This window comes from Embleya australiensis (genome assembly GCF_051903075.1).
Taxonomy (GTDB): Bacteria; Actinomycetota; Actinomycetes; order Streptomycetales; family Streptomycetaceae; genus Embleya.
Genome location: NZ_CP182422.1, coordinates 962,522 through 986,856 on the forward strand (window position 1 = coordinate 962,522; position 24,335 = coordinate 986,856).

23 protein-coding genes and 2 pseudogenes are annotated in these 24,335 nt (G+C 70.8%); 9 read left to right on the forward strand and 16 right to left on the reverse strand.

Going from position 1 to position 24,335, the window contains the following annotated elements:
* Positions 1 to 57: 57 nt before the first annotated feature.
* A pseudogene (locus ACMXN5_RS04025) lies at positions 58 to 927 on the reverse strand (transposase); the annotation flags it as partial.
* Between ACMXN5_RS04025 and ACMXN5_RS04030 the strand changes: the two are divergent.
* Positions 907 to 1,122, forward strand: a complete 216-nt coding sequence (locus ACMXN5_RS04030; RefSeq protein WP_439678122.1) for a hypothetical protein — start codon at positions 907 to 909, stop codon at positions 1,120 to 1,122. The pseudogene ACMXN5_RS04025 and the gene ACMXN5_RS04030 overlap by 21 nt on opposite strands.
* A gap of 180 nt (positions 1,123 to 1,302) precedes the next feature.
* Here ACMXN5_RS04030 and ACMXN5_RS04035 read toward each other — a convergent pair whose 3' ends face one another.
* The 4 genes from ACMXN5_RS04035 to ACMXN5_RS04050 all read right to left on the reverse strand — a co-directional run bounded on the left by ACMXN5_RS04035 (position 1,303) and on the right by ACMXN5_RS04050 (position 4,146).
* Positions 1,303 to 1,665 carry a hypothetical protein gene (locus tag ACMXN5_RS04035; RefSeq protein WP_439674021.1) on the reverse strand — a complete coding sequence of 121 codons (363 nt, stop codon included), beginning with the start codon at positions 1,663 to 1,665 and terminating at the stop codon, positions 1,303 to 1,305.
* Positions 1,666 to 1,853: 188 nt separating this feature from the next.
* Positions 1,854 to 2,909 (reverse strand): ice-binding family protein, encoded by a 1,056-nt coding sequence (locus ACMXN5_RS04040; protein ID WP_439674022.1) that lies wholly within the window; start codon positions 2,907 to 2,909, stop codon positions 1,854 to 1,856.
* 650 nt (positions 2,910 to 3,559) lie between these two features.
* Positions 3,560 to 3,847, reverse strand: coding sequence for a hypothetical protein (locus ACMXN5_RS04045; protein WP_439674023.1), 288 nt, complete (start codon positions 3,845 to 3,847; stop codon positions 3,560 to 3,562).
* Positions 3,848 to 3,942: 95 nt separating this feature from the next.
* The gene (locus ACMXN5_RS04050) at positions 3,943 to 4,146 is read right to left on the reverse strand and encodes a hypothetical protein (RefSeq protein ID WP_439674024.1); all 204 of its coding nucleotides are present in this window, start codon (positions 4,144 to 4,146) and stop codon (positions 3,943 to 3,945) included.
* Between the two features lie 584 nt (positions 4,147 to 4,730).
* On the opposite strand from ACMXN5_RS04050, the gene ACMXN5_RS04055 reads away from it, so the two are divergent.
* Together ACMXN5_RS04055 and ACMXN5_RS04060 are read left to right on the forward strand one after the other, a co-directional pair.
* A complete protein-coding gene (locus ACMXN5_RS04055; RefSeq protein WP_020554951.1) occupies positions 4,731 to 4,937 on the forward strand; it encodes a cold-shock protein in 207 nt (68 codons plus the stop codon).
* A 372-nt stretch (positions 4,938 to 5,309) separates the two neighbouring features.
* Complete coding sequence (locus ACMXN5_RS04060) at positions 5,310 to 6,860, forward strand: DEAD/DEAH box helicase (RefSeq protein ID WP_439674025.1); 1,551 nt, start codon at positions 5,310 to 5,312, stop codon at positions 6,858 to 6,860.
* A gap of 162 nt (positions 6,861 to 7,022) precedes the next feature.
* Here the strand turns inward: ACMXN5_RS04060 and ACMXN5_RS04065 are convergent, their stop codons facing one another.
* Positions 7,023 to 7,901 carry an RNA polymerase sigma factor SigF gene (locus ACMXN5_RS04065; protein ID WP_439674026.1) on the reverse strand — a complete coding sequence of 293 codons (879 nt, stop codon included), beginning with the start codon at positions 7,899 to 7,901 and terminating at the stop codon, positions 7,023 to 7,025.
* A 419-nt stretch (positions 7,902 to 8,320) separates the two neighbouring features.
* Between ACMXN5_RS04065 and ACMXN5_RS04070 the strand changes: the two genes are divergently transcribed.
* A complete protein-coding gene (locus ACMXN5_RS04070) occupies positions 8,321 to 8,908 on the forward strand; it encodes an ATP-binding protein (RefSeq protein ID WP_439674027.1) in 588 nt (195 codons plus the stop codon).
* A 152-nt stretch (positions 8,909 to 9,060) separates the two neighbouring features.
* Here the strand turns inward: ACMXN5_RS04070 and ACMXN5_RS04075 are convergent, their stop codons facing one another.
* The gene (locus tag ACMXN5_RS04075) at positions 9,061 to 9,291 is read right to left on the reverse strand and encodes a hypothetical protein (RefSeq protein ID WP_439674028.1); all 231 of its coding nucleotides are present in this window, start codon (positions 9,289 to 9,291) and stop codon (positions 9,061 to 9,063) included.
* A gap of 1,431 nt (positions 9,292 to 10,722) precedes the next feature.
* Between ACMXN5_RS04075 and ACMXN5_RS04080 the strand changes: the two genes are divergently transcribed.
* Entirely contained in the window at positions 10,723 to 11,619 is an 897-nt protein-coding gene (locus tag ACMXN5_RS04080; RefSeq protein ID WP_439674029.1) for a SpoIIE family protein phosphatase, read from the forward strand.
* 1,133 nt (positions 11,620 to 12,752) lie between these two features.
* Here ACMXN5_RS04080 and ACMXN5_RS04085 read toward each other — a convergent pair.
* The 5 genes from ACMXN5_RS04085 to ACMXN5_RS04105 all read right to left on the reverse strand — a co-directional run bounded on the left by ACMXN5_RS04085 (position 12,753) and on the right by ACMXN5_RS04105 (position 17,674).
* A complete protein-coding gene (locus ACMXN5_RS04085) occupies positions 12,753 to 13,091 on the reverse strand; it encodes a MerR family transcriptional regulator (RefSeq protein WP_439674030.1) in 339 nt (112 codons plus the stop codon).
* A gap of 1,005 nt (positions 13,092 to 14,096) precedes the next feature.
* Positions 14,097 to 14,372: a hypothetical protein gene (locus ACMXN5_RS04090; protein ID WP_439674031.1), complete on the reverse strand. Its 276-nt coding sequence runs from the start codon at positions 14,370 to 14,372 to the stop codon at positions 14,097 to 14,099.
* Positions 14,373 to 14,646: 274 nt separating this feature from the next.
* Positions 14,647 to 15,486: a DnaB-like helicase N-terminal domain-containing protein gene (locus ACMXN5_RS04095; RefSeq protein ID WP_439674032.1), complete on the reverse strand. Its 840-nt coding sequence runs from the start codon at positions 15,484 to 15,486 to the stop codon at positions 14,647 to 14,649.
* On the reverse strand, positions 15,483 to 16,514 hold the full coding sequence (locus ACMXN5_RS04100) for a hypothetical protein (RefSeq protein ID WP_439674033.1): 1,032 nt from the start codon (positions 16,512 to 16,514) through the stop codon (positions 15,483 to 15,485). The genes ACMXN5_RS04095 and ACMXN5_RS04100 overlap by 4 nt, the downstream gene beginning before the upstream one ends.
* A 383-nt stretch (positions 16,515 to 16,897) precedes the next feature.
* Positions 16,898 to 17,674 (reverse strand): hypothetical protein, encoded by a 777-nt coding sequence (locus ACMXN5_RS04105; protein ID WP_439674034.1) that lies wholly within the window; start codon positions 17,672 to 17,674, stop codon positions 16,898 to 16,900.
* Between the two features lie 199 nt (positions 17,675 to 17,873).
* On the opposite strand from ACMXN5_RS04105, the gene ACMXN5_RS04110 reads away from it, so the two are divergent.
* Together ACMXN5_RS04110 and ACMXN5_RS04115 are read left to right on the forward strand one after the other, a co-directional pair.
* On the forward strand, positions 17,874 to 18,611 hold the full coding sequence (locus ACMXN5_RS04110; RefSeq protein WP_439674035.1) for a TetR/AcrR family transcriptional regulator: 738 nt from the start codon (positions 17,874 to 17,876) through the stop codon (positions 18,609 to 18,611).
* 55 nt (positions 18,612 to 18,666) lie between these two features.
* Positions 18,667 to 18,891: pseudogene (locus tag ACMXN5_RS04115) on the forward strand (DUF6545 domain-containing protein); the annotation flags it as partial.
* Between the two features lie 266 nt (positions 18,892 to 19,157).
* Here the strand turns inward: ACMXN5_RS04115 and ACMXN5_RS04120 are convergent.
* Both ACMXN5_RS04120 and ACMXN5_RS04125 read right to left on the reverse strand, forming a co-directional pair.
* Positions 19,158 to 19,358 carry a hypothetical protein gene (locus tag ACMXN5_RS04120; RefSeq protein WP_439674036.1) on the reverse strand — a complete coding sequence of 67 codons (201 nt, stop codon included), beginning with the start codon at positions 19,356 to 19,358 and terminating at the stop codon, positions 19,158 to 19,160.
* A 213-nt stretch (positions 19,359 to 19,571) separates the two neighbouring features.
* Complete coding sequence (locus ACMXN5_RS04125) at positions 19,572 to 20,234, reverse strand: TetR/AcrR family transcriptional regulator (protein ID WP_439674037.1); 663 nt, start codon at positions 20,232 to 20,234, stop codon at positions 19,572 to 19,574.
* Between the two features lie 136 nt (positions 20,235 to 20,370).
* Here ACMXN5_RS04125 and ACMXN5_RS04130 point away from each other — a divergent pair, with 136 nt between their 5' ends.
* Both ACMXN5_RS04130 and ACMXN5_RS04135 read left to right on the forward strand, forming a co-directional pair.
* Positions 20,371 to 21,381: a hypothetical protein gene (locus ACMXN5_RS04130; RefSeq protein ID WP_439677942.1), complete on the forward strand. Its 1,011-nt coding sequence runs from the start codon at positions 20,371 to 20,373 to the stop codon at positions 21,379 to 21,381.
* A gap of 160 nt (positions 21,382 to 21,541) precedes the next feature.
* Positions 21,542 to 22,477: a TY-Chap domain-containing protein gene (locus tag ACMXN5_RS04135; protein WP_439674038.1), complete on the forward strand. Its 936-nt coding sequence runs from the start codon at positions 21,542 to 21,544 to the stop codon at positions 22,475 to 22,477.
* A 128-nt stretch (positions 22,478 to 22,605) separates the two neighbouring features.
* On the opposite strand, the gene ACMXN5_RS04140 is transcribed toward ACMXN5_RS04135, so the two are convergent.
* Positions 22,606 to 23,214, reverse strand: coding sequence for an AAA family ATPase (locus ACMXN5_RS04140; protein WP_439674039.1), 609 nt, complete (start codon positions 23,212 to 23,214; stop codon positions 22,606 to 22,608).
* Between the two features lie 110 nt (positions 23,215 to 23,324).
* Entirely contained in the window at positions 23,325 to 24,143 is an 819-nt protein-coding gene (locus tag ACMXN5_RS04145; RefSeq protein ID WP_439674040.1) for a methyltransferase domain-containing protein, read from the reverse strand.
* Between the last annotated feature and the right edge of the window lie 192 nt (positions 24,144 to 24,335).

Below are 24,335 nucleotides of genomic sequence, written 5' to 3' on the forward strand. Positions count from 1 at the left end.
TCGGGACTGTAAAACTAACGGCTCTGCCTCACCTCCGGTGGTAGCTCTGCGTGAGTGTCATGGGAGAAGGATGCGGTGGCGGAGGAGGTCGAATCCGGCTCGTCCGTGTATTTGCCGCATGATGCGTTTGGTTCGGGCGTTGACGCCTTCGGTGTGTCCGTTGTGGTGGGGCGTGGTGAGCGCGGCGTCGACTGCTGCACGGTCAAGTCGGAGGCCGTTGGCGAAGGCGTGCAGATGAGGAAGGTCTGACGTGCGTATTGCGGTGATCCATGCCGTGAGCCCGGTGTCGTTTCCCTGGGCGGGGGCCAGGAGCGAGGCGAACTCGGCAATGTAGGTGTGGAGGTGTGGAGGTGTGGAGTTGTGGAGTTGTGCCATCTCGGGGCATGCGGCGGTGAGTTCTCGGATGAGGTCGGTGTCCTTCTCGCGTCGGTTGTCCGGGCAGGTGAGGAGCAGGCAAGCGAAACGCTTGGGCGTGGTCACGAGCCGATCGCCCTCGGCCCGGCCCTGGGTGATGTAGCGGTGGAGGAGGTTGAAGCTGCCGGTGTAGCCGAGTTCCTTGCCTTCCGGGAAGAGCTGGGTCACGGGCACGGCGGGGTCAGTCGCGCGGCGTGCGCGCAGGTGGTCCCGGTAGGGGTCGACGAGGGTGGGCCGGTAGCGCGGGGCGCGTCGCAGGGCGTCGGGTTCGCGTGTGCGTGCATACCGTTTGACGGTATTCGGGGACACGTTCGGCCGGCGGGCACATTCGAGCAGGCTGACGCCTTTGCCGGGCAGATCGTGCACCTGGTGCCGGCGCTCGCGGGTGGTCTGCTCGGCGGCCCAGCCGGGCCGGGGCGGGTTGACCGTGGCCCGGCACGAGCTGTGCGAGCGGACCTCGGCGAGGGTTTTGTCACATGGATTCCGCCATGAGTGCCACCTGTCGGACACCTGTCGGTCGTACGGTCGGTGCGGGCCGGGGAGTTGTACGCCGTCGCGGCCGAACCGGAGGCCGCCGCGGAGGCGACCGCGCTCGACGCCGGCACGACCGACCCGCCGGCCGTGCTCGCCGACACCGTCACTGTCGGCGAGTACCTGCACGCCGTACGCGCTCTGCACTACGACGCGTTCGCGCCGCCCGAGACCTGACGACCGCCGAGCGCCCATACGGCGGGCGGCACACGCGGCCTCCGGCCGGCGGGCGTGGCGGCGGCGCTCAGGCCTTCGGCAGTGCCTCGACGAACTGTGCCGCGAGAGCCTTGTCGGCGGTCTTGTCGTCCGGGCTGGGGCCCATCCGAGCCACCCCGATCACGTAGCGGTCGTCAAGTGTCACAGCGCCGATGGTGGTGGGCAGTTGCGGGGTCTCGTACTCGGTTTTGGCTGCCTGCTTGGTTCGGAACAGGCTGATGTTGCCGCGATCCAGTCCGATGATGGGCCGAGCTCGTAGTTGATCGACCAGTGCGCGACGATCGGGTTCCCGTCACCTGCCCAACTCTCCAGTGGGCGCTGGGTGGAGAGGTGGTACGCCTTGTGGTCGTAGACGATCGCCTGGGGTACGAATGCGACGCTGGGCGGTGAGCCGATCGGGTCGGCCTGGCTCGATGCGGTGTCGGGGGAGACCTTGGTGGCGAAGTCGTGCCGGCTGCACTCGCGGTTTGCCCGCGCGGCGCCGAACCTGTTCGCCGAACCCATCGGCCACTCCCGTCGTCGACCTGCCGGCTGCCGCCCGAACTCCCGCAGCCCGCCCAGGACATCGTCGCGAGCCGGGCGGCGCCGACACGCACGTGTGCGTCACGGGGTCGCCGTTCGGTTGCCCGTGTTCGTCGTGACGGGCACGGCGTACCGGGTGTCTTTCGGTCCGGTACGCCGTGCCCGCGGGGTCAGGCGGGGTCAGTTGTCCAGGTCCGCGGTCGTGGTGCGGGTGCGGGCCCGGCGGAGGTAGAGCAGGACGAGGCCGCCGAGGGCCAGGAGCCCGGCGCCGACGACGGCCAGTACGCCTGCGAGGCCGTCGGAACCGGTGTTCGCCAGGTGGTCCGGTGTCGTCTCCTCCTGGTTGTTTCCGCCGTTCCCGCCCTTGCCGCCGTGCCCGTGTGCGGGGCCGGTGGAGGCCTGGCCGGCGGCACCCGGCGCTGCGGGTCGACCGGGACCGCCCGGAGCACCCGGAGAAGCGCTCGAACCGGGAGCACCCGGAGCACCCGGAGCACCGGGAGCACCCGGGGCGCCCGGGGCGCCGGGCGCGCCGCTCGGGCCGGGGGAACCGGAGAGCCCGGAGCACCCGGAGAACCCGGAGCACCCGGAGAACCCGGGGAACCGCTCGGGCCGGGGGGCCCACTGGGGCCAGGCGGGCCGCTGGGGCCGGTGAAGCAGATGGGTTTGGTGATGACGTTGGTGTCGAGGGAGACCTGGCCGTTGCGGGCGAGGGCTCGGCCTTCGATGGTGGTTCCGGTGGTCACCGAGATGGGGGTCAGGGCCATGATCGTGCCCTTGAAGGTGGTGTTGGTGCCCAGGGTGGCGGAGCTGCCGACCTGGCAGAAGACGTTGCAGGCCTGGGCGCCGTTGATCAGGGCGACCGTGCTGGAGGAGCCGGTGATCAGGGTGGAGGCGATCTGGAAGATGAAGACCGCGTTGGGGTTGCCCTGGGCGTCGAGGGTGACGGTGCCGGTCAGACCCAGTGGTCCGGTGGATTTGTAGACGCCGGAGACCAGGGTCTGTCCGACGAGGTCCCCCGCGACGCTGGCGGTGAGGGCTCGGCCGGCGGCGTCGTTGTAAGCGATGGTCAGGTCGGACTGGGCCTGGAGGGCGGCGGCGTCCGCGGCGTGGGTGGCGCCGTTGACGATCCCGGGTGGGAACCCGGTGATCGCGGTGCCGGGGCTGACGCCCAGGTCACCGTTCAGGACGCTCGGGCCGGTGTTGGTGACGGTCGCACCGCCGAGCACCGCGTAGCTGTCCGCCGTACCCAGTCCACCGTGGCGGTCGCGGCCCGGGCGTTGGTCGCGGTCGACACCAGGGCGGCCGACATCAACAGGGCCAGTCCCAGAACGACGGCGATCGCCGCGACGCCGTGGTGGATCACGGTGTCCCGGTGTCTTCTTCTCGTGCCGGGTCCGTCCGTCGCGGACCCTCGGGGAGCGTGGGCAGGATCGATCACCATGAAAGGTGAGTCCTTCCTCGCGCTCGACGCGGCCTGCGACCATCCGGCGGACACCGCTTCGGAAACAGAGCCCGCCGAGGGTTCGGGCAGCGAAAGGGGGTAGGCGGAGGGCCGTCACGGGGGTGTGGGGGGCCGACCCGCGTCCATCGAGAAAAGCCATGCGGCAAACCAGGTGATTCACCGCTAGGCATAACTAACCGCTGTGACCACACTCCGCCGGCGACCACGTTCGGCCTCGTCACCCGCGTCCACATCGCCGCCCCCGACGAACCCGAGAGCCGATTCCACCTCGACACAGGGAGCGGCCCCAGGCGGCGAAGCACGCGTAGCCGCCGCGGGCGTGGGCGGCGTCGCGGACGGTCTGCCGAGCCCGTTCCGTGCCCCGTGAGGCGTGCCCTTCGTGTCGCACTCGAAGCATGACGCCGTGGGTTTCGGCTATTTGGTGGTGCCGCTCAGCAGTGCCCGAAGCTCTGCGTCCGTCAACCCCATGGCCACCAAGAGCGCGCGGGTCTCACTCAGATGCCCTTGGACCAAGTCGCACATCTCGACCGACCCGGGCACCGGACGGCAGGACTCGGCCAGATCCAGCAGCTTCCTGGCCGCAAGCAGGTGGAGAGCCGCCATCGCCACCTCGTGCGCCACGTCGCCGGTGGCCTTCCTCGAACCGCACATCGCGGTGCACTGCCCGACGACCCGACCCGGCGCCGGCGCACGCATCGTCAAGGCCGGAACTGCGGGACCAGACCGATCCGTCGGCTTCACGAGGATTGGGAACGCATCAGTGCAGGTCAGCGATATCCGTTGGTTTTAGGCGAGTACTACGGACAGGCCGTCTCCACGATCGTCACGTTTGCCACGGGCACGTCGAACAACCGTGCCGCGAGGGCCGCGACCCGGTCGTACGCGCCGTCGGCCGGGGTGTCGAGGGCGCCGTGGCGGCGCACCGCCGCGATCCAGTCCACCTCCACCGTCGAGGAGTCACGGTTCGGCCGGGTGTGGGGCAGAGCTGTTCGTTGGGACATGCGTCTCGTCTCGTCCGCCCCCGCGAAGGCGCCCGCCGGACGGCGGGAGCCTGTACGCCCGACTTCCGGTCGCGTCGGCGGATGTGGGGCCCGTGCGGGGAGCGACCGCGAGCCGTCCCCCGCCGTCGACCGATGATGCACACTCCGGTGACGGGCGAGGCCGTCCACGCCTCGGGGAATCACCCATGCCTGCCCCCGATCCGTTCGGGTGAACTCGCGGTCACCGGCGGATGTTGGCAGCGGCCCCGTCCACGAGGCTCCCGAGCGTGGGCGTTCGGCCCCGAACCGCCCGGCACCGGGGCGCGCAGGGGTCGGACGTGGCGAGCAACGGGGCGGGTGAACGCCCCCGAAATACCCGATCGTCGGGGCCGGTTGGTTGTCGGGGTCTGCGAAGCCGTCGATATCCGTGCTACGTTGATGCCAGTTGCAGTTGTGGTACCCATGAACTTTGTGTGCACCTGACGGGCGTGATCCGTGGGTGCATTTTTTGTTTGGCCGGTCATCTCCGGATGGGCTCCTTGCGGCGACGCGGAATCGCACATCGTGGATTCCGGAACTGCTCCCCCCCAATGAAGGAGAACGACATGGCGACCACCGGAACCGTGAAGTGGTTCAACGCGGAAAAGGGCTTCGGCTTCATCGAGCAGGACGGCGGCGGCCCCGACGTCTTCGCCCACTACTCGAACATCGCCGCCCAGGGCTTCCGTGAGCTCCAGGAAGGCCAGAAGGTCTCCTTCGACGTCACCCAGGGCCAGAAGGGCCCGCAGGCCGAGAACATCGTTCCCGCCTGACGCCCTTTCGGCGCCCCCGTGCGAGGGCCCGCCACCGTATGGTCGCGGACCCTCGCACGGCGTTCGTATATCCGCCGTCGGCCGCCCGTCCCCCTTCCCCGGGGTCGTGGCGCTGGCAGGCGACGCAGTATCCCCGCCCGGTAGGCGGCAGCCGACGGCTTACGACCGCGCACCGCCCACCGCCCCCGGACTTCGCAGTCCGTTCGAGCCGGCCGCTTTTTCCGACGGCGCCGTGCCTGGCGAAGTGTGTTCGCGCGAATTCCTTCGCCCCACTTCGTTTCTGCTTTTCATTTCGGCTCGTTCTCGTGATGCCTTGCGCGGCTTTCGGCTGCCGGGTCTCCGCGGTACGCGCCGTGTCGAGGAAGGTTCCCCGTGAACCCGAACGCCCGCTCCACCAGTTCTTCGTACAGCTCCTCCTCCCGTGGCCGTAGCGGCGGCACCGGCGGCTATGCCCGCTCGGCCGCCGCCGGCAGCGGCTACGGCCGTTCCGGCACCTCGGGTCGCTCGGGTGGCTACGGCCGTTCGGGTGGTTCCGGCGGCTACGGCCGTCGTTCCTCCGGTGTGCAGGGCGAGTTCGCGCTTCCCGTGACCCTCACCCCCGCGCTGCCCGCCGTCGCCTCCTTCGCCGAGTTGGACATGCCGTCCGAGTTGCTGGCGACGTTGACCGGTCTGGGCATGGTCGAGCCGTTCCCGATCCAGGCCGCGACGCTGCCGAACTCGCTGGTCGGCCGCAACGTACTCGGCCGCGGCCGGACCGGATCGGGCAAGACGCTGGCCTTCGGCCTGGCCCTGCTCGCCCGCACCGCGGGCCGACGCGCCGAGCCCAAGCACCCCCTCGCGTTGGTGCTGGTGCCCACCCGTGAGCTGGCCCAGCAGGTCACCGACGCACTCACCCCGTACGCCCGTTCGCTCCGACTGCGGATGGCCACCGTGACCGGCGGCATGCCGATCGGCCGCCAGATCACCGCACTGCGGGCCGGCGCCGAAGTCGTCGTGGCCACACCCGGCCGGCTCAAGGACCTCCTCGACCGCGGCGCCTGCGTGCTGACCGACGTCGGCGTCACCGTCCTGGACGAGGCCGACCAGATGGCCGACATGGGCTTCATGCCCCAGGTCACCGAACTCCTGGACCAGGTACGCCCCGACGGCCAGCGCATGTTGTTCTCCGCCACCCTGGACCGCAACGTCGACCTGCTGGTGCGCAAGTACCTGCACGACCCGGTCGTGCACTCGGTCGACCCCACCGCCGGCGCGGTCACCACGATGGAACACCACGTGCTGCACGTACAGGGCTCCGACAAGAACGCCGCCACCACACACATCGCCGCCCGCGACGGCCGGGTGATCATGTTCCTCGACACCAAGCACGCGGTGGACCGGCTCACCGCGCACCTGCTCGACAGCGGCGTGCGCGCCGCCGCGCTGCACGGCGGCAAGTCGCAGCCCGAGCGCACCCGCACGCTGACCCAGTTCAAGTCCGGCCACGTCACGGTCCTGGTCGCCACGAACGTCGCCGCGCGCGGCATCCACGTGGACAACCTCGACCTGGTCGTCAACGTCGACCCGCCCAGCGACCACAAGGACTACCTGCACCGCGGCGGGCGTACCGCGCGCGCCGGCGAATCCGGCAGCGTGGTCACCCTGGTCCTGCCCGGCGAGCGTCGCCGGATGGTCCGCCTGATGTCCGACGCCGGGATCATCCCGCAGACCACCCAGGTCCGCTCCGGCGAGGCCGAACTGACCCGGATCACCGGCGCCCAGGTGCCCTCCGGAATCCCGGTCGTCATCACCGCGCCGGTCGTGGACCGCCCCCGCCGCACCGCCGGCTCTTCCTCCTCACGCGGGCGCCGCAGCGGCTCCGCCCAGGCCCGCCGTTCCGGCCCCACCACGCGTCCCGCATCCCGTGCGGTCGCCGCCGCCTGACCCACGGCCCGCAACCTCCGGCCCTGAAGCGCCGACCACCACACACACCCGCCCGCCGGGTGAGCGTGGCCGGTACTTCAGGGCCGTTCGCCGTCCCCGACACATCGTCGGCGCACGCCGAGCGCTACCGGTGGCCGGGCAGCCGCGCTCCTCGGTCGGGCGTCAGTCGGCGAGGAGTTGGGTCCGCAGCCTGGTCAGGGTGCGGGCGAGCAGTCGGGAGACGTGCATCTGGGAGATGCCGAGCTGTTCGCCGATCTGGGCCTGGGTGAGTTCCCCGCCGAAGCGCATCGACAGGATGGCGCGGTCGCGTGGCGGCAGGGCTGCGATCAGCGGCTTGAGCGCGTGCAGGTTCTCGGCGAGTTCGTAGCCGGGGTCGACGAACGAGGCACGGCCGGAGTGGACCCCGGCGGGGCCGTCGTCGTCGGCGGGAGCGTCCAGGGAGGCGGCCGAGTAGCCCGCGGCGGCGGTGAGCCCTTCGACGACCTCCTCGACGGCGAGGCCGAGCCTGTCGGCGAGTTCGGCCGGGGTGGGCTCGCGATCGTGCTCCGCGGTGAACGCGTCGCGGGCCTTGGCCAGTTCCAGGCGCAGTTCCTGGAGGCGTCGGGGGACGTGGACGGCCCAGGAGGTGTCGCGGAAGAAGCGCTTGATCTCGCCGGAGATGGTGGGGATGGCGAAGGTGGGGAACTCGACGTCGTAGGCGGGGTCGAAGCGGTCGATGGCCTTGATCAGGCCGATCGTGCCCACCTGGACCATCTCCTCCGTGGTCTCCGGGCGGGAGCGGAAACGGCCCGCGACGAACCGCACAAGCGGGATGTTCAGTTCGATCAGGGTATTGCGCACGTACTGGTACTCGTGCGTGCCCTCCTCCAGCACCCGCAGCCGGTCGAACAGCACCTTCGACATCGCCCGCGCGTCGGTCGCCGTGACACTGCCCGGGTCGTCGACGATCGGCAGGTCGACGAGCGGCAGGTCGACGTGCGCGGTGTCCTGCGCTGCGGCCCTGCCAGAGGCCAGGAAGGCGGTCGCGGCGGTGGCGTTCATGTCGGCGTCCTCCTGCTTGTGTGTCGGCGACGAGCGGGGGCATCGTGCCCCGCATCCGTGGGGGTACACCCGATTGGGCGTGGGGATCGTACGCGCCGAACCGTTCGCCCTCCACTCGGCGGCACATCGTCGGGCGGGAAGCGTGGCGTGCCCTTCCCGATGTCCGCCGATCACCGATCCACTCGGACGGGTGACGCTTGGGGCGTCGCCGGCCGGGCAGGCGTGCGGGACACGACGACGTCGGCCTCGGCAAGGCATCGTCGGCGCCCGCCCAGATGGGCAGGTCACAGTTCTGCCGAGGGTCCGTGGCCTTTCCCACCTGGGCACTGATTTCGAGCCGAGGCAGCGTCCACTGTCCGCCCCCTAAGCCCATGAGGAAGCTCATGTCTCGACTTCGCGGTCCCCTCGTCCGGTGGCGCGTGCCACGACAGACCGGCGCCTCGCGGCTGGCACGAAACGCGGTGCGGACCGCTCTCGCCAACTGGGGCTGGGACGAGGACCAGGTCCCGGCAGTCGTCCTGGTCGCCTCGGAGCTGCTGACCAACGCGCAACTGCACACCGACGGAGACGTGCGCCTGGCCCTGCGCCGGACCCGACGCGGCATCCGGCTGTCCGTCACCGACGCCGATCCCCGCATGCCGACCCGACGCGACACCGGCCTCGAACACGAGGGCGGCTTCGGCCTGCACATCCTCGATACGACGACCACGCGGTGGGGCGTCAGGACACATCGGGCCGGCAAGACCGTCTGGGCCGACATCGACTCGTCCCGGCCCGACGTGAGCCGGCGCCCGTGGCCGGTGCGCGCCCGGCCGAAGGCCGTCTGGGCCGTGGCGGCCCTCGACCGGGGACGGCCGGCGGGCCCGGTGGTGGCACGGGTGTGGTGGCGGGCCGGCGCAATCGGGTCGTCGGTGCGTGCGGGCACGACACCCCTGACCCGGCGTATCCGGCGAATGCGGCGCGGGAGTTCCCACGTGATGCTGGTGCACGCCTTCGCCGCGGCCTGAAGTGGCGTCGTCGGCGTCGTAACGGAGGCCGCCCCGCGAATCCTGCACAGCGCCCCCGGTCTCCTTCGGGTGGAACCGCCCTCCCGTCGCATGGCGAGTCGATCGATTCGACGCGAGCTCCCTTGCCGGCCGCGCCGATCCTGCGGCGTTCGTCAGGGTGCGCGCCCGGTCGTCTCGTCCCGGAGATCGGTCCCGCCTTGGAGGGAGGCGATCCGTGTGGCGCTGACCTGGAGGCAGCTCGCGACGTCGCGCAGGTGGGACCTGCTGTACGAGTCGGTCGTCCAACCCAGGTCGTCCATGCCTTTGACGGCCAGCAGCAACTCGTCGGCCGCCGAAGCCAATCGTCGCGCCAGGGCGGTCATGTCCCCCGGGGCCCGTTTCATCGCCTGTCTCCGATCGTCGACCGGGCCCACGGCCCGAGCCGCTTGCGTGCCGCGGACCGCGCCGTATTCGAGGCCGGCCACTCGTGCCGAGAAACGCGTCGAGGGGCCCTGGTGCCGTACGACACCAGGGCCCCGAAGGAAATCCACACCACCCGCCGACACCGAAGTGCCGACTTACCTGTTCCGCGTTCGCCCCGAGTCCTGGGGGTGCGGGGATCGCAATTGCGTGACCGCGGACCGCCTTTCGTACCGGCGTCTCTACGGATCCCACTCGGCCGAACAACCTCTACCGCGCCGAGCGGGCGATCCGGATGGCGTTCGCTCCTTCCTCTCCTGTCCTTCGTCGTACAACGTCTACTGCCACCGCGGGTACAACCGAACCGCAGGTACTGCCGGGTACTGCTCGTCCTGCGCGGCGACCTCGTGGGCCGCCCTCAGTTTCTCCTCGGCCCGACAACCAGCCTCCGGAACCCTCGCCGAACAACGACCGGCCCCAGGGCTCTGCTGTCGAACCCTCAACAACGCGCGCCGGTTCGTCTCTGTCGCGCCTCACTGATTCGCTTGGCTACGAGAGAAAACATACCCATGAGCCTCTACTATGTCTACTACGGTCAAGGTAGATTTTCGACGTCTACGAAAAGGGATTGAAGCGTCGGTCGAGTGGGACCGGGAGGCGTGTCGACATCCGGGTGGTGGCGCGGCGCATTCCTTCGCGTCGCCTCGCCGGGGGTGTTCGCATGCCTTCGGCGTGATCCGGCGGACGACGAGGGCGCCGGCCACCGGCACCGTGGGACGGGCCGGGTTCGGGCGTCTCGGCACCCTGACCTGTCGAGTGGCGGCCACACCTGTCCACTCCCGGCGACATAGATTTTCGTGGCGCCGGCGAGAGGATGGTCGCCCTCGAACGCAGCGGTCCCACTCGCGGCTTTGGACCACCGCGCGCGGGGACCTGTCCCGCCGCAAGCGCCGCAACCGGTCCGGCCACGAGACCCCGGTCCGGCGCGGGACGACGCCAGGGTCGCCAACAGGCGTTTCTCGGCGCGCCGGCGCGCCCCGGCCAGGCGTTCCGACGTGGTCACCCGCGCGACGACGACACACTTTCCTCCGGCAGGCACCCGGCGACGTGGTCGAAGATCAGGGACGGGCACTCGGAGGCAATCCACGCCGACCCGGCCACCCCATTGCGCGCAGTACACCGGCACAGGTCACGGGGAGTCGGGACGAGAAGCAGCGGGTGGCACCCTTTCGGTCCGTCGGCGACCGGACGGATCCACCCGCACGCGATCGCCGCTCCGTTTCGGGGCAGACCGTTGCCGGCAGAACATGCGGGATACCCACCGAACGGCCTTCCACCCGAGGAGTTGTCGTGGACCACGGTCGTACCGGCGCGGGGCGGGCCGCCGTTCCGGCGGGCGCCGCCGGGCGTAGGCGATGAGCGTGGTGCTGTTGGAGAGTGAGGACGTGGCGTGGTTTCGTGACGGCCTCGCGGGTGCGCGGGGGGCCGCCTCTCGGCTGGCCACCCGGCTGGGGCTGGGCGAGTACCGGGCCGGCGAGGTCGCCCTGGCGATGTCCGAGACCCTCTCCAACCTGATCAAGCACGCCGTCCACGGGGCGATCCTGTTGCGGATCGTGCGGATCGGGCAGCACGGCGGGGTGGCGTGCGGGGACGGCTGGGCGGCGCACCGGGACGACGCCGGGACATCGATGCCCGGGCCCGCCTCGCGTGACGCGGCAGCGGACGCCCGCACCCTCGCCCCGGGCCGCCGGGCCGTCTTGGTGTTCGACAGGTCCGCGGCCGGCCCCGCGTCCACGGCCCTCGGCGCGGGACGGGCGGTCCTGGTGATGCTCTGCGACGGGCTCGGCCACGGCCTCCTGGCGGAAACAGCCGCCCGGGCCACGATCCGCGCCTTCCACACCGGCGGAAGCCGCTCACCCAAAGAGGTCGTGCACGACATCCACCGGGCCCTGGCCGGCACACGAGGCGCCGCAGTAGCCGTGGCACGCAACGAACCGGAAGACGCGCGGGTGCTCTTCTGCGGGATCGGCAACACCGCCGCCGCGATCGTGACACCCACATCCAAGGACAGCCTGCCCGCGCTGCCCGGCAACGCCGGACACCGGATACACAACCCCCGCACCGCGACCCACCCGCTGCCCACCGGCAGCGCGCTGGTCATGCACTCCGACGGCCTCACCGAACGATGGAAGCCCCAGACCCTGACCGGGGTCCTGCGACACCCCCCGACCCCAATCGCCGGCCACCTCCTGCGCAGCGCCGGCAAGTACCACGACGACGCCTCGGTCGTCGTGGCCAAGGGACCGGGGTAACTCCACGCCACACGCCCGGCCCGGACCGGACCGGACCGGAGCGAGCCTACGCTGCCGGCATGGACGGAAGACTCGGCTCTCGGGGGTGAACCCCCGCCAAACCCGTGACTGTTACCGCCCCGTCGGCCTCGCGCCCGTGAGACGGCCGCCAATCAGGCAATCATCAAACTCCCGCAACCCGGCCTGACCAGCTGATCAACACCTCCCGCACAACGGGGGAAGCTCAGTTCGGCTCATCCCCCGGGGCCGGTCCGGCGGGGCGCAGGGCAGCACGGATCGGCATGGCACCCGCACCGTCCTGCGGCCGGCGGGCACGCGGCCGGGGATCGTCGGGGCTTCAGCTGTTCACAGGCACGGAGTTACCCGTGTCCGCGGTGGCGATGTTGACGTTTTCAATGATCCCCACGGCTTGGTACTCCTGGGACAGGCCGAGGTTGCCGCATTGGTTGGCAGGTCCGCTCGCGGGGGCGGCGAGGGTCGTGCCGGCGGGGGCGCCGGGGGCGAGGGCGCCCAGGGTGTGGGCCGTGGCCCCGCCCCCCGAGGTTGCCGCAGGCGTTGTCGAAGGTGCCGTTGCCCGCGCCGACGACGGTCGTCGCGGCGGCCGTTCCCGAAGCATGTTCGCTTCGTTCGGGTGAAACGTGTGCGCCCGGGCACCGTGGGCGGGGGCGCCCCTTTTCTCGGGGTCCCACGTTCGCCTCGCGGCGGGCTGTGCGGGCTGTGCCCTGCGGGCGGGGAGGGGAACGACTCCGACCGCGCGAGCGGTCGGAGTCGTTGCGGTTCGTCGCGCGGATCATCGGTGGGGGGATCACCGGGGCCCGCAGACGGGTCCTTGCCGCCTCGCCCCGCCGGATCCGATCGGCGATGGCCTCGATCCGCCGATCGAACAGGCGGTCCGTTCGCCATCAACTGCGGGGCCGGGTCCGGGTGCGGCAGGGCGGGCGTGAGGTCGTTGGGTCCGACTGGGGGAAGAGGATCACGGGGGCAGGGGGTGTGCTCGCGCCCGGGTTGTCGGTTCTGTTGCCGCCGGGGGGGTGAAGTCACCCGGACCGCCGGGCCCGGGCGGGATGTGCGGGCGGCGTCCGTGAGGTCGGCGGGGTCTCGGGGTCTGCGGGGTCTGCGGGGTCTGGGTCGTCTCAGGCGGCGGCCGTGGGGTTCGCCGCTTCGAGGGTGGGGCGGTGTGCGGCGTTGAGGCGTCGGGCTTGTTCGAGTCGGTTCTCGAGGGTGACGATGCGGCAGGCGGCCTCGATGGAGGTCCCGCCGTGCGCGAGTTCCCGAGCGCGGGCCGCGATGCGCAGCTGGTGGCGGGAGTAGCGGCGGTGTCCGCCGGCGGAACGCCGCGGGGTGATCAGGCCGGCGTGCTCGACCGCGCGCAGGAAACCGGGGGTGGTGCCCAGGAGTTCGGCGGCCCGGCCGGTGGTGTAGGCGGGGTAGTCGTCGTCGTCGAGACGGCGGTGCGAGGTGTCTGCTGTCATCGTGCCTCTCTGGGGAACGTGGAGGGGCCCTGGTGCCATTCGGCATCCAGGGCCCCGAAGGAACTGCTACACCACCTGCCGGCCCTGTTACTGCGCCGGCCTACTGTTTCCGCGGACCCGACCGAACTGCGGTCGAGGGCGCGGGGATCGCGGTTGCTTGACCGGAGACCACCTCGCTAACGATGTCCTGCGGTACCCGGGCTCAAGACTTCCGCCCGGGCGATCCCGATGGCGCTTCCACTCCTTCGTCGTTTCCTCTGTGACATACATCCACTGCCACTACATACTGCGGGTACTGCGGGTACTGCGACTACGGTTACTGCGTCCTGCGGGTACTGCTCCATCGGTTACTGCGTACTGCGGGTGATACGTACTGCTCGGTGGCCTACTGCGCCACCTTCGGCAGCCAGCCCCGATCGCCGGTCCTGCATCCGCTTGGCATGGAACCCCACTGCCGAACCTCCCGGTGCGCGCGTCCGCAGCCGACGCTTTCACCGAGGTACCACTCATCTACCCGAACTGCGGGCACTGCGACTGCCGAACTGCGTACTGCTCACGGCGGCCCCGGTCATCGCGGGCCACCCCGGTGCGGCCGTCAGTCCCGTCGCCGTCCTGCGACAACCCTGACTCCGGGACTCCACAAGCACACCGTCCTGCGCACTACGAATACCTGTACTGCGTTACTGCGACCGGCAGTTCGTCTCTGCCAGGCCCTTCCGTCTCTCTGGGCTACGAAAGAAACCATAACCACACCAGCACCCGATGTCTACTCCAGCCGGCATAGATTTTCGCGTGACGGACGGAGAGGTAATCCACCTCGCCCAGCGAGGGGGCGACCCGGACGGTGCGGACGCTCGGGGTGGCCGTGGTCGCCACGCCGCCGCCCACACACCAGTCACCACCGCGAGTGCACACTCGCCGTCGCGGTAGGCGTTTGTGTGGGCGCGGGTCGGCCCGCGCGGGCCGGTTCGGGGCGCGCGGGCCGACTCGGGTGGCGGTGGGGGGTCAGGGGGTGCCGGCGCGGCGGCAGGCCTCGTCGGTGATGGCTCCGGGAACGCCCTGGAGGTTGAGCGTGGCCTGGCAGGTCTGGTAGGCGAGCGGAAGGCCGGATGCGCCGAGGAGACAGTTGGCGCTGGAGTTGATGCCTCCGTAGCCGAGTCCGGACAGGTAGGAGTAGCAGTCGGCCTGGGTGGCCTGGGCCGTGGGTGCGGCCAGGGCCACACCGCCCAGGGCGAGGGCGAGGGTGGCGGTGGCGGCGGCGATCCGGTGGGGCAGGCGCATGACGGTTCCCCTTGACGTCGATCGTTCGCGATCGCCCACCGAAAGCGGTGGGCGGGTGGCCGGCGGATCGGGATCCGTCGGTCGTGGCACACGCTAGGAGCGCCCCGGGCCGGCGGACAGGGCGCTTGCGGGGCGGTCGGATCGTCGGGCATCCACGAACAGGCGCCCGAGACGGGACACCGCGCGCCCCCGACGAACCCGGGGGGGCGACATGGTCAACAACTCGGGCAATGTGAAGCGGGTGGCACAGGTACGAGTCGAAGCAGGGGGTCGGTTACGGGCGCCTCCTGGCAGTGGAGGTAGTCGCTGCGGTCGGCCCGCCCGGTACCGGTGCGGGCGGGGGTGGGGATGTGGTCGTGGTGGTGCGTGAGCGTGCGGCTGTCCTGGTCGGGGATGTCGGTGCCGCACTCTCTCCAGCGGGCGTACCGACGGAGGGTGGTCGGGTGGCGGTGTTCCAGCGGTTGTGGATCGCGTCCAACGGGGCGAGGACTTCGCGTGCCGAGGAGACGAGTCGAGGAATCGGCAGGGTCCGGTCGTCGGCAAGGTCGCGCACGGTGCGGGAGCCGGCGGTCGCGGTGCGCAGGACTGCCGCGCGCAGGACGCGCTTGGCCCGGTACTCGGTGCTGCCCGGTACTCCGGGTGCGCCGATGCTCACGACGAGTTCGGGGCCGAGGCTGCCGTCGGCGAGGTGCCCTCGGCGTTGTGCTTCCCACAGGACGGTGAGCGGATCGACCACGTCGCCCCGGTGGACGAGGGCGGCGATGCATCGGTACAGCGCCACGTGCGCGCGGTCGGCGAAGTCCCCCGGTCCGAGCCAACGCGCGATCTCGTCCAGGGCGCGGGGGTCTGCTATCAGCGTGGCCACCAGCGCCTGTTCCTCGATCAGGTCGCGTGGGCACGGCGGTTCGGGCGGCACCGTCCGGGGCGGTCCCGGCGCAGGGGCGGAGTGGGGCTCTCCCCAGCGGCGGGCGAGGTCGTCGAGTACGGCGTGGAGCGCCCGATGGTGGGTGAGGGTGTCGGCGATCCCGTCGCGGTCGGTGTCGGCTGCGGCGACTTGCCCGAGGCGGATGGCATGACGGCCGACGGCCCGGTAATCGGCGGCTTCGACGATCATGCGGGCGTACAGGGCCGCGTTGCGCGGGTGGGGCCGTCGAGTCCGTCTGATCCGACCGGCAGTCGACCAGACCCGATGTCGAAGGGCCCGCCTGTGCACCTGACCCTCCTTCCCACACCCGCTCGCCAACTTCGGGCCTTGTCGGGGTCGCGGCCCTCCAGGAGGAAGTCGGCGTAGGAGTCGAGGTTCCAGTTGATGAGCACGCCGTGTCGGGCGAAGTACACGGCCAGGGGGCGGATGCGGAACGTGTCGGCGGTGTCGAGCCAGGCGCCGGCCGGCATCTTCCACAGGCGACGGCGGCCCCGGGAGCGGGTGTCGTCGGCCTTGACCAGTGAGACCGCTTCCAGCAGTGTCGCGCCGTTCGGGCCGTTGAGCAGGAAGACGTTGTCGTCCCAGTGCTCGAAGATCACCGGGTTGGTGATGCCCCACGACGTGCCGACCTGCGGATCGCCGGCGAGGCGACGCATCCGCGACAGCGCGCCCGAGACGTTCAGCCGGTGAACCAGGGCCAGTGGGTCGGCGATCGCCTCGTCGCTCGCGGTGCGGTGCAACTGCGCCACGGTCGGGGCGTCGTCGCGGAATACCAGGAACAACGGGTGTTCGATGCTGTCGCTGCGGTAGGTGTACTGGAACGCTCCGAGGAGCCGGCACAAGCGGGTCAGGCCCTTCTCCGGTCCGGGCCCGCCGAGCCGGCCCGGTGGGCCGTACGCGGCGAAGTAGGCCCGTATTCGCTCGAACAGTTCGGCCAACGGCGCCTCGTCGGGCACACCGGGACGGGAGAAGCGGCGGTGGGTGCGTTCGGTCGAGGAGAACTCGCCGCCGACCGTCGCCCCCGCGTCCCGCATGGTCCGCAGGTCGAGCCGGCCGTCCGGCGTCGGGCGCATGTCCCGCGCCCGCCCGCGCAGTTGCTCCGGCAGCGGGGCGTGAGTCGGATAGCGTGCCGCCTGGGCATCGGCCCAGGACCGCGAGACCAACCCCGCCCTGGCCAGGCCCAGCAACGCGGTATAGGGCGGGGCGGGCTGGATCAATGCGCCCAGCCGCAGAGCGAGGGTCCAGGTCGGCTTGGCTCCAGTGATGCTTGTCGACCTTGCCCTCGGGCCGGATGATCGCGTGCTCGCGCAGGTGCTCCGCCATGCGCCTCGCGGCCTCTTCCGACCCGGTCAGCCGCGACTGACACCATTCGCCCAACTCACCGTGATACAGGTGCGAGATGACCGACGCACGGTGGTCGTACGTTCACCGGCCGGCATTCGGGAGCCCCCGCTCCACGACGCATTCGCTCGAGAGACCGCCGGCCGCCGAGTCCCGGCCGACCGGGTGTGGAGACCGAGGGAGCGGGTGAGACGGCCGAGTTCGGCGCCCGCGCGCCGGGCGGCGCCGCGGCTCCCCACAGCGCCCACCGCTCCCGGGCTCAGACGATCGTGCGAACCTTCATTTCGATGGCACTGGGCTTCTCGATGACGTCGACGATCTCCATGGCCATCAGGCGCCCCCGGTCGGACAGGACACAGATCGTGTTCCCCTCGACGACGCCCAACTTCGCCGCGTCGAAACCCATGGTGGCTTCCTCCAGACCACCGCCGTTGGCCGCGTCGAGGCAGGTCGCCTTCGTGACGTTCGTACCCTTCGGGAGCACTCCGGCCCGAGCGCCGGGGCGCGTGAGCAGCGAAGTGGGCGAGCAGTCCTCCCAGATCATGTCCACGCCCTTGCCCGGACCCGGATCCGCGCCCACGTCGTTGGTATCGATGCGTCGGGTCAACGGCGTCTTGTCGAAGTCGATCTCCGTTCGGATGCTGCAGCCCGGCGCCGTCAACTTCAGGGTCATCGGCTCACCCGGATAGGGCCGCACGAGGTCGGCGGCACTCGCGGATGCCGACGGCGACGGGACTCGCGGGGACGACGGTTCGATCACCGGCGAGACGGACGCCGGCGCGGAGGCGACCGCGGCGGGCGGCGCGGGCGGCCTCGCGTTGTCCTGGTCCTTGTCGTCCCCGGTGAACGCCACGCCCAGAGCCCAGACCAGCACCGTGCTCAGCCCGGTGACGACCGCGGCGATGATCGTGGCGCGCGAGTTGATACGGGCGCCGGTGTGCGGGTCGGTCGGCGGCGGCGCGCCCGGGGGTGGCGGCGGAGGGGCCGGGGAGCCGCCGGGCGTGCCGGAACCGCTTCCGCTCGTATCCGTGGTCATCACGACTCCAATCGTCCGGCGAAAGACTCCGCACACCCACGCCACGGGCCGCGATACGAGACCGACGACGGCCCGTTCGCGATACCCGTCAACTTCGTGAAGAGTATTAACCACATAGCATGGCACCACCGCAACCCGAGTGCCGCCAACTACACGGAAGTGGTGACGAGTTGCCCTGTTCGGAGATGGAGAGTTGACAATGCCGGTCCTCCCCCGGGACGACGACGGTCGGCCCACGTCACGGCGGGAGCGCCTGCGCGCGGAGTTGGAGCGCGACGCGCTCGCCACGGCGCGCAAAACCATCGCCACACAAGGAACCGAAGCGCTCAGCCTGTCGGCGGTGGCCCGGGACGTCGGAGTCACGCCGCCCGCGCTGTATCGCTACTTCGAAGGCAAGGCCGGCCTGATGTTCGCCGTCTACGAAGTCGTCACGCACGACCTCGTGGCTACCGTGTCGGCCGCCGCGGGCGAGGTGGACGCGGAGGATCTCGGCGGCCGGCTCTACGCGGCCACCCGCGCGGTGCTCGACTGGTCGGTCTCGAACCCGGGCGAGTTCGACCTCCTCATGGGCGCCGGTTCCGCGCGGCTGGTCGCCGCCGGATACGACGTCGACCGGGTGCTGCTCCGAGAGCTGGGCGGTCTCTTCGGAGCGACCTTCATGCAGTTGTGGCACCGAGGCATATTGCCGCGCCCATCGGCGGCAGCAGAACCGGGACCGCGTCTGCGGTCGCAGGTGGCCGCGTATGGGCGCTTGATGGAGGACGACTATCCGGAAGCCGTCACCATGGTGATGATCACGTGCTGGCGGCAGATCTACGGATTGCTCTGCATGGCCGTCTACGGACACCTGGCCTCGTCGTTCGACGACTACCTTCCCCTGTTCGAACACATGATGACCGACCTCCTCGCCCTGTGCGGCACTCCACGCACGCCGTGAACCCGCACCACGACATACACGCGGGCCACGTCCCCACGCCTGCCACAGGCGTCTACGCGCGCTTTTCCCACTGTGGAACCTGGTCGCTCCCGCGATCCCCGATGCCGTACCGCCCAGACCTTCCGCCCCGGCTACCGGCTCGCTGAGCCCGGATACCGCGCACATGCGCAGGGTCCGCCACGTCGTCGAGATCCGGGACGGCATGCCGGCTTCGCCGCTACGCAGACCCGGGCCTGTGCGACAGCCTGCGCATCGACGTGGAAGGGCGGGGACTCACGGGCACGGAACGTCAGTTGGCGACCGTCGGGGCGTGGGCCGGGTGGCGTTCCGGCAGCACGGTGTGAGCCCACGCCCGTGCCCGTATCGACACGGGATGTTCCGGATCCGGGCGGACCTTGCCGAACGGCGGCGGTCGCTCGTCACGAAACGGCCCAGGGCGGCTCTTCGCCATGTCGCCGGGGCGTGCGGCGTCGCAAGGTGGCGAGCCCGCGCATACCGGTGCGCGAACGCGACCGGAAGAGCAGGGGAGGGAATCCGGGCCGTGGATCATCGCGAGTGGAGGCGCCAGACGCTTCGGCCGTTGGGAATCGGTGCGTCGAAGCGTTGGGTCAACGCGGCCAGTGCTTCGGAGATTTCCACTCGGCTGAGCGCGGCGCCCAGGCAGTAGTGGATACCGCCTCCGAAGACGAGTTGTTTCGCCGGTCGTGGGGCCCGCAGGTCGAAGCAGTCCGCGTCGGGGGTAGGCATCGCTGTGCTCCCGACCCCCTCCATGTCGCGCTGAGGACGATGACTCCGTGGGAACCGGTCTCCCGCTGCCGGTGGGCTCCACTCGCCATGTCGTGACCGGCGTCGAGTGGGGTGTTACGCCAACTCGCGCGTGCCGAGGGGTTGCGGGGCACGTTGGGTTGGCCGGCGAGGAGGGGACGGGGGGTGTCGGCATGTTCCGGAGGTGCTGCTTGTTCAGCGGGTGCGTCGCTCGGCGGCGTCGAACGCGGGCGCGAGCGGGGCCAATGCCTCGCGGAGCCGGTCGGGCAGTGAGCCGGAGGGCACGACCAGTCCTCCGGTGCCGACAGTCCCGGCGGCCGCTGCGTTCCCGGCCGGCTGGAGCCAGCCTTCCACCGCGATGCGAACCGCCGCGGCCACGCCTGCCGCGAGAACGCGGGCTCGGGCTGTGGGCGCTCCGGCATCACCCAGGCGTGCGGCGATCACCGCCGCGAGAGGGGGCTCGATGCCGGCGGTGCTGTCGAGGAACGCGTCGCGCAGTGCGGTCCGGGTGGTGATCAGCAGGAGTGCCTGGTGTTCGCGCTCGCCGGTGTTCGTGTACTGCTCGACCACTGCCTCGGTGATGGCGTCGGCCAGGCGCACTCCTGCGGGCCGGGCCGCGACCGCCGCCGCGACACGCGTTTCCCGGTCCGCGGTGATGGCGGAGACGATCGCCTGCTCGCGGCTGGCGAAGTAGTTGTTGTAGGTGCGCGGCGAGACCCCGGCCGCTTCCGCGATGTCCTCGACCCGCACCTGGTCGGGTCCGCGCTCCACGGCCAGGCGCAGGGCCGCCTCGCGTAGCGCCTCGCGTGTGGCCTGCTTCTTCCGCTCCCGCAGCCCTGGTGGTGGTGGTGTCGTCACGGCGTCAGCGTTCCACACAGGGCTGCGCGGGCGCAAAGTTGCATATACGCAAACTTGCGTGTGCGCAGTTTTCCTGTCAGTCTCGATCGACCCGCCCGAGACCGACGGAGAGGACGTCACCATGCGAGCAAGAGGAATGACCTACGACACCGGATTCGTCGTGCACGGCCGAATATCTCGCGAGCGCTTCGACCCCGCGGTGGTCCGGCGCGAGCTCGCCGTCATCCGTGACGACCTGCACTGCAACGCGGTCCAGATCATCGGCGGCGACCCGGACCGACTGGAGTCGGCCGCCGCTGCCGCCGCCGAGCTCGGGCTGGAGGTCTGGTTCTCGCCCTATCCGCTGGAGCTGGATCCGGAGCGGATCCTCACCCTCTTCCGCGACTGCGCCGAGCGAGCGGAACGGCTCCGGCGCCAGGGGGCCACGGTCGTGTTCGTCGCAGGGGTCGAGCTGAGCGTGATGAACCACGGGTTCCTGCCCGGAGACAGCCCCGAGGAGCGGGTCGAGCAGCTGATGGGCCGACCCGAGCGGCGGGGCGAGGCGATGCGCGAGCTCGGCGTGCGCATCAACGCCTTCCTGCGCGATGCCGCGGCCGCGGTCCGCGAGCGCTTTCGGGGCAAACTCACCTACGCGTCCATCCAGTTCGAACAGGTCGACTGGACTCCCTTCGACGTGGTGACGTTCGAGCTGATCCGCTCCGCCGAGGTCGCCGACCGGTTCCGGGACGCGGTGCGCACCTTGGCCCGGGGCCCGAAGCCGCTCGCCATCACCGGGTTCGGCACCGCCGCCTACCGCGGCGCGGGAGACCGCGGTGGGCGGGTGCTGGAAGTGGTCGAATACGACCCGACGACCAAGGCCCCTGTACGGCTGAACGGCACATACGAGCGTGACGAGGCCGGCCAGGCCGCATATCTGAGCGAACTGCTGGAGGTCTTCGAGAGCGAGGGCGTGGACAGCGCGTTCGTGTTCCTGTTCGCCCTGTCCGGCTATCCGCACCGCCCGGACGGCGACCCCAGGGACGACCTGGACCGGGCCGGCCTGGGCATCGTCAAACTCCTCGAAGGGCGCCGGGGGCAGACCTACCCCGACATGGAATGGGAACCCAAGGCCGCCTTCACGGCAGTGGCGCAGCGGTATCGGAGGTGACACACCCCGCGCACGGTGACCACGGCGCGCGATCCGCACGCGATGGCCGGCGTCAGGTGATGTCGCCGGCCGTGACCAGGTGGCGTTCGCGGGATCCGATCGGACGGCGGCTGCCGGGGCGGGGCGGTGGTTTGTCGGGCCGGCTTGGCACACTGCCGCCATGGAACACGCGCTCTGGGACGCGCTGTCGCGTCCGAATCATGCCGGGATCCCGTATGTCGCCCTCCTCGTGGGCGACGAAGGCGAACCCGACAACACGCGGGTCCGTATCGGCGCCCCCGAGGCGGGTCCGTCCGTCACGCTCACGCGGTTCAACGACTTCGTCGTCGCCGAGATCCGGGCCGGCGCCGGCGTCCCGCTCACCGCGGACCAGGAACGGCTGCTCGCCGCAGCGGAGTGGCGACACGCGTCGAGCTCGGTCATGCCGGTCCGGGAACGCGTCTGGTCGCTGTCCTGGCGCTGGTACAGCGACGCCTCGGTGCGCGGCGCGCGCGGACGTGCGGTCGTCGAGGCCCTCCGCGACGTTCTCCGCCTGCCTCCGGAGGACGTGGTGGTTCGCGGCGCGGACGACGACGGCCCGACCGAGCTGTACTCCGTGGAGGACTTCGGCGATCGTCCGAGCGCCATCGGCCGGGCGCCGGAGTGCACCGAGTGGGACGATCTACAGCGTCGCCTCGACTGGGTACTGACCACGCTCGCCGTCGACTCGGCGGTCGTCATGGCCGGTCCGGGCCGCGAGGTCGTGCAGTTCATGACCGGCCCGCACGGGGGTTCCCTCTACACCAGCGTCATGGACCCCGAACTCGACGCCGCCAAGCTGCCCGACGCGTCGAACCCGGGCTCCGAACGAGCCCGGCGCATGTTCGCGAGTGGCTGGCGGCCGCAGGAGTGCGCGCCCGGAATCGCGGAATGGACCCTCGGCGTACCGATCGTGCACTGGGGCGCCGGCACCGTCCCCGCCCAAGCCGTCGCCGCCGCACGCGCCCTGGGCATCCCCTCCCCGACCGCCCTGACCGTCCACGCGTTCCGCAACGGCCCTCACACCGACCCCGCGTACGTACCCACCGAACTCGGCCTACGCCAAGACGCGTCGTAACAGGACACCCGCGGTACCACGCCGTGACCGACAACGCGTATACCGCCCGACGCGACCGCCGACCGGTCCCCCAGGGACCGGGCACCGTATCCGGGCAACCTGGTGCAGTGGGGTCGGCGGCCCGGCGATCATCGTGCTGCTCGCGCGGCGGACGGGCCGTCCGTGTCCGCGGAGGAGCCGTCCGGAGCGGTTGCCCGTACGAAGGCGGCGATGTCCGGGATGGCCGGGGTACAGCCGTTGGAGGTGTCCACCGTGAGAGTGGGAACGTCGAGCGAGATCGGTACGAAGGACTCCAGGGAGTGCTCTCCGGCCGCGATCGCGTCGAGCAGGTCTCGGTCGCCGTGCGCGGCTCGGTGCGCGTTCTCCTCGACGCGCCGGACGATGCGTTCGTGCGCGATCGCGGCAGGCGTGACGCAGCGGATGACGCGGATGTGGGCGAGGTTCGCGAGCGGCTCCAGGTTCGGGCGCCACAGTCGGTCCTGGAAGGCGGCCTCGGCCACGGTCGTCACTCCGGCTTGGAGGAGCACCTTCAGTACGCCGAAGAACACGTCCAGCGTGGGGCGGTTGAGCGGGTCGTCGCCGCCGCTCCGGTAGCCGGGGGTGGACATGACCAGGCCCTGCTTGATCTCGTCTCGGATGATCGCGGGGCACCCGAGCTCCTGGGCGAGGGCGTGGGCCAAGGTGGTCTTGCCGGTGCCGGGGCCGCCGCTCACGACGGCCAGCCTCGGTGAGGTCATCGCGGTCCTTTAGTCGGAGGTCGTAGTGGTCATCGTGGGTAGTGACGGCGTGCCCGCAGGAGCGCACCCCCGATCGGCGTTCACCGGATCCGGCCGATCGGGCGCGATGGTCAGGCGCCGGCTTCCTTCCGGGCGACGGCGAAGACTCGGCGGAACGTGAAGACCGTGCCGTACGGTCGGACAGGGTATGCCTCGCCGAGGCGGGCACGGTAGGAGGCGAGGAACTCGCCGACCGCTTCGGGGTCGTCCGCCAGCGCGTTCAGCACCGGACGCATGCCCGTTCCGTTGATCCAGCCCTGGAACGGATCCCCGCCTTGCAGAACGTGGGCGTAGCTGGTCTCCCAAGCGTTGACGGTGAAACCCAGAGCGGCGAGGTGGTCCACGTACTCGGCGGGGTCGTAGACCTCGAACGTGTGCCGCGCCACCGCGCCGAGGCGGTCGCGCCAGCGCCGGCTCGTGCACAGTTCGCGGAACACGGCGTGGCTGGGTGAGGCGGCGTTGTCCGGGACTTGAAAGGCGAACACGCCCCCCGGGGAAAGTGTCCGTGTCCAGCCGGCGAAGTGCTCGGGTTGGTTCGGTACCCATTGGATCGCGGCGTTCGAGATGACGAGGTCGAAGCGCTCGGCCGGGGACCAGGTGCCGATGTCGGCATGGACGAAGTCGATGTGTCCGCCACCCGCGGTCTCCCCCGCGTGTGCCGCCGCCTCGTCCAGCCCTTCGACGGAATTGTCGAGTCCGGTGATGTGCGCGTCGGGCCAACGCTCTGCCAGCACGGCCGTCAGCCCGCCGCTTCCGCAGCCGAGGTCGACGATGCGCGCGGGGCTGGTGGGCAACTCCGGGACGTGGGCGAGCAGGTCGTGGAACGGGCGGGTTCGTGGGCCGGAACGACGCAGGTGCTGCTGCGGGTCCCAGGTGGTGGTGGCGTGCATGGTGCCTCCGGATCGGGGCCAGGCCCCGTGAACTCCGCTCGGGTCACAGCGAGTTCGGCGAGCCGCCGGTCTCTGCGGCGAGGAGTACGGGACCAGATGGTCGTGTGGCCGGGACCAAGTGGTCGCGCGGCCGGGTCCAAAGCATGACGACTCGGACGAGGCCGGCAGAGCCGACCCACACCGACCCGACCC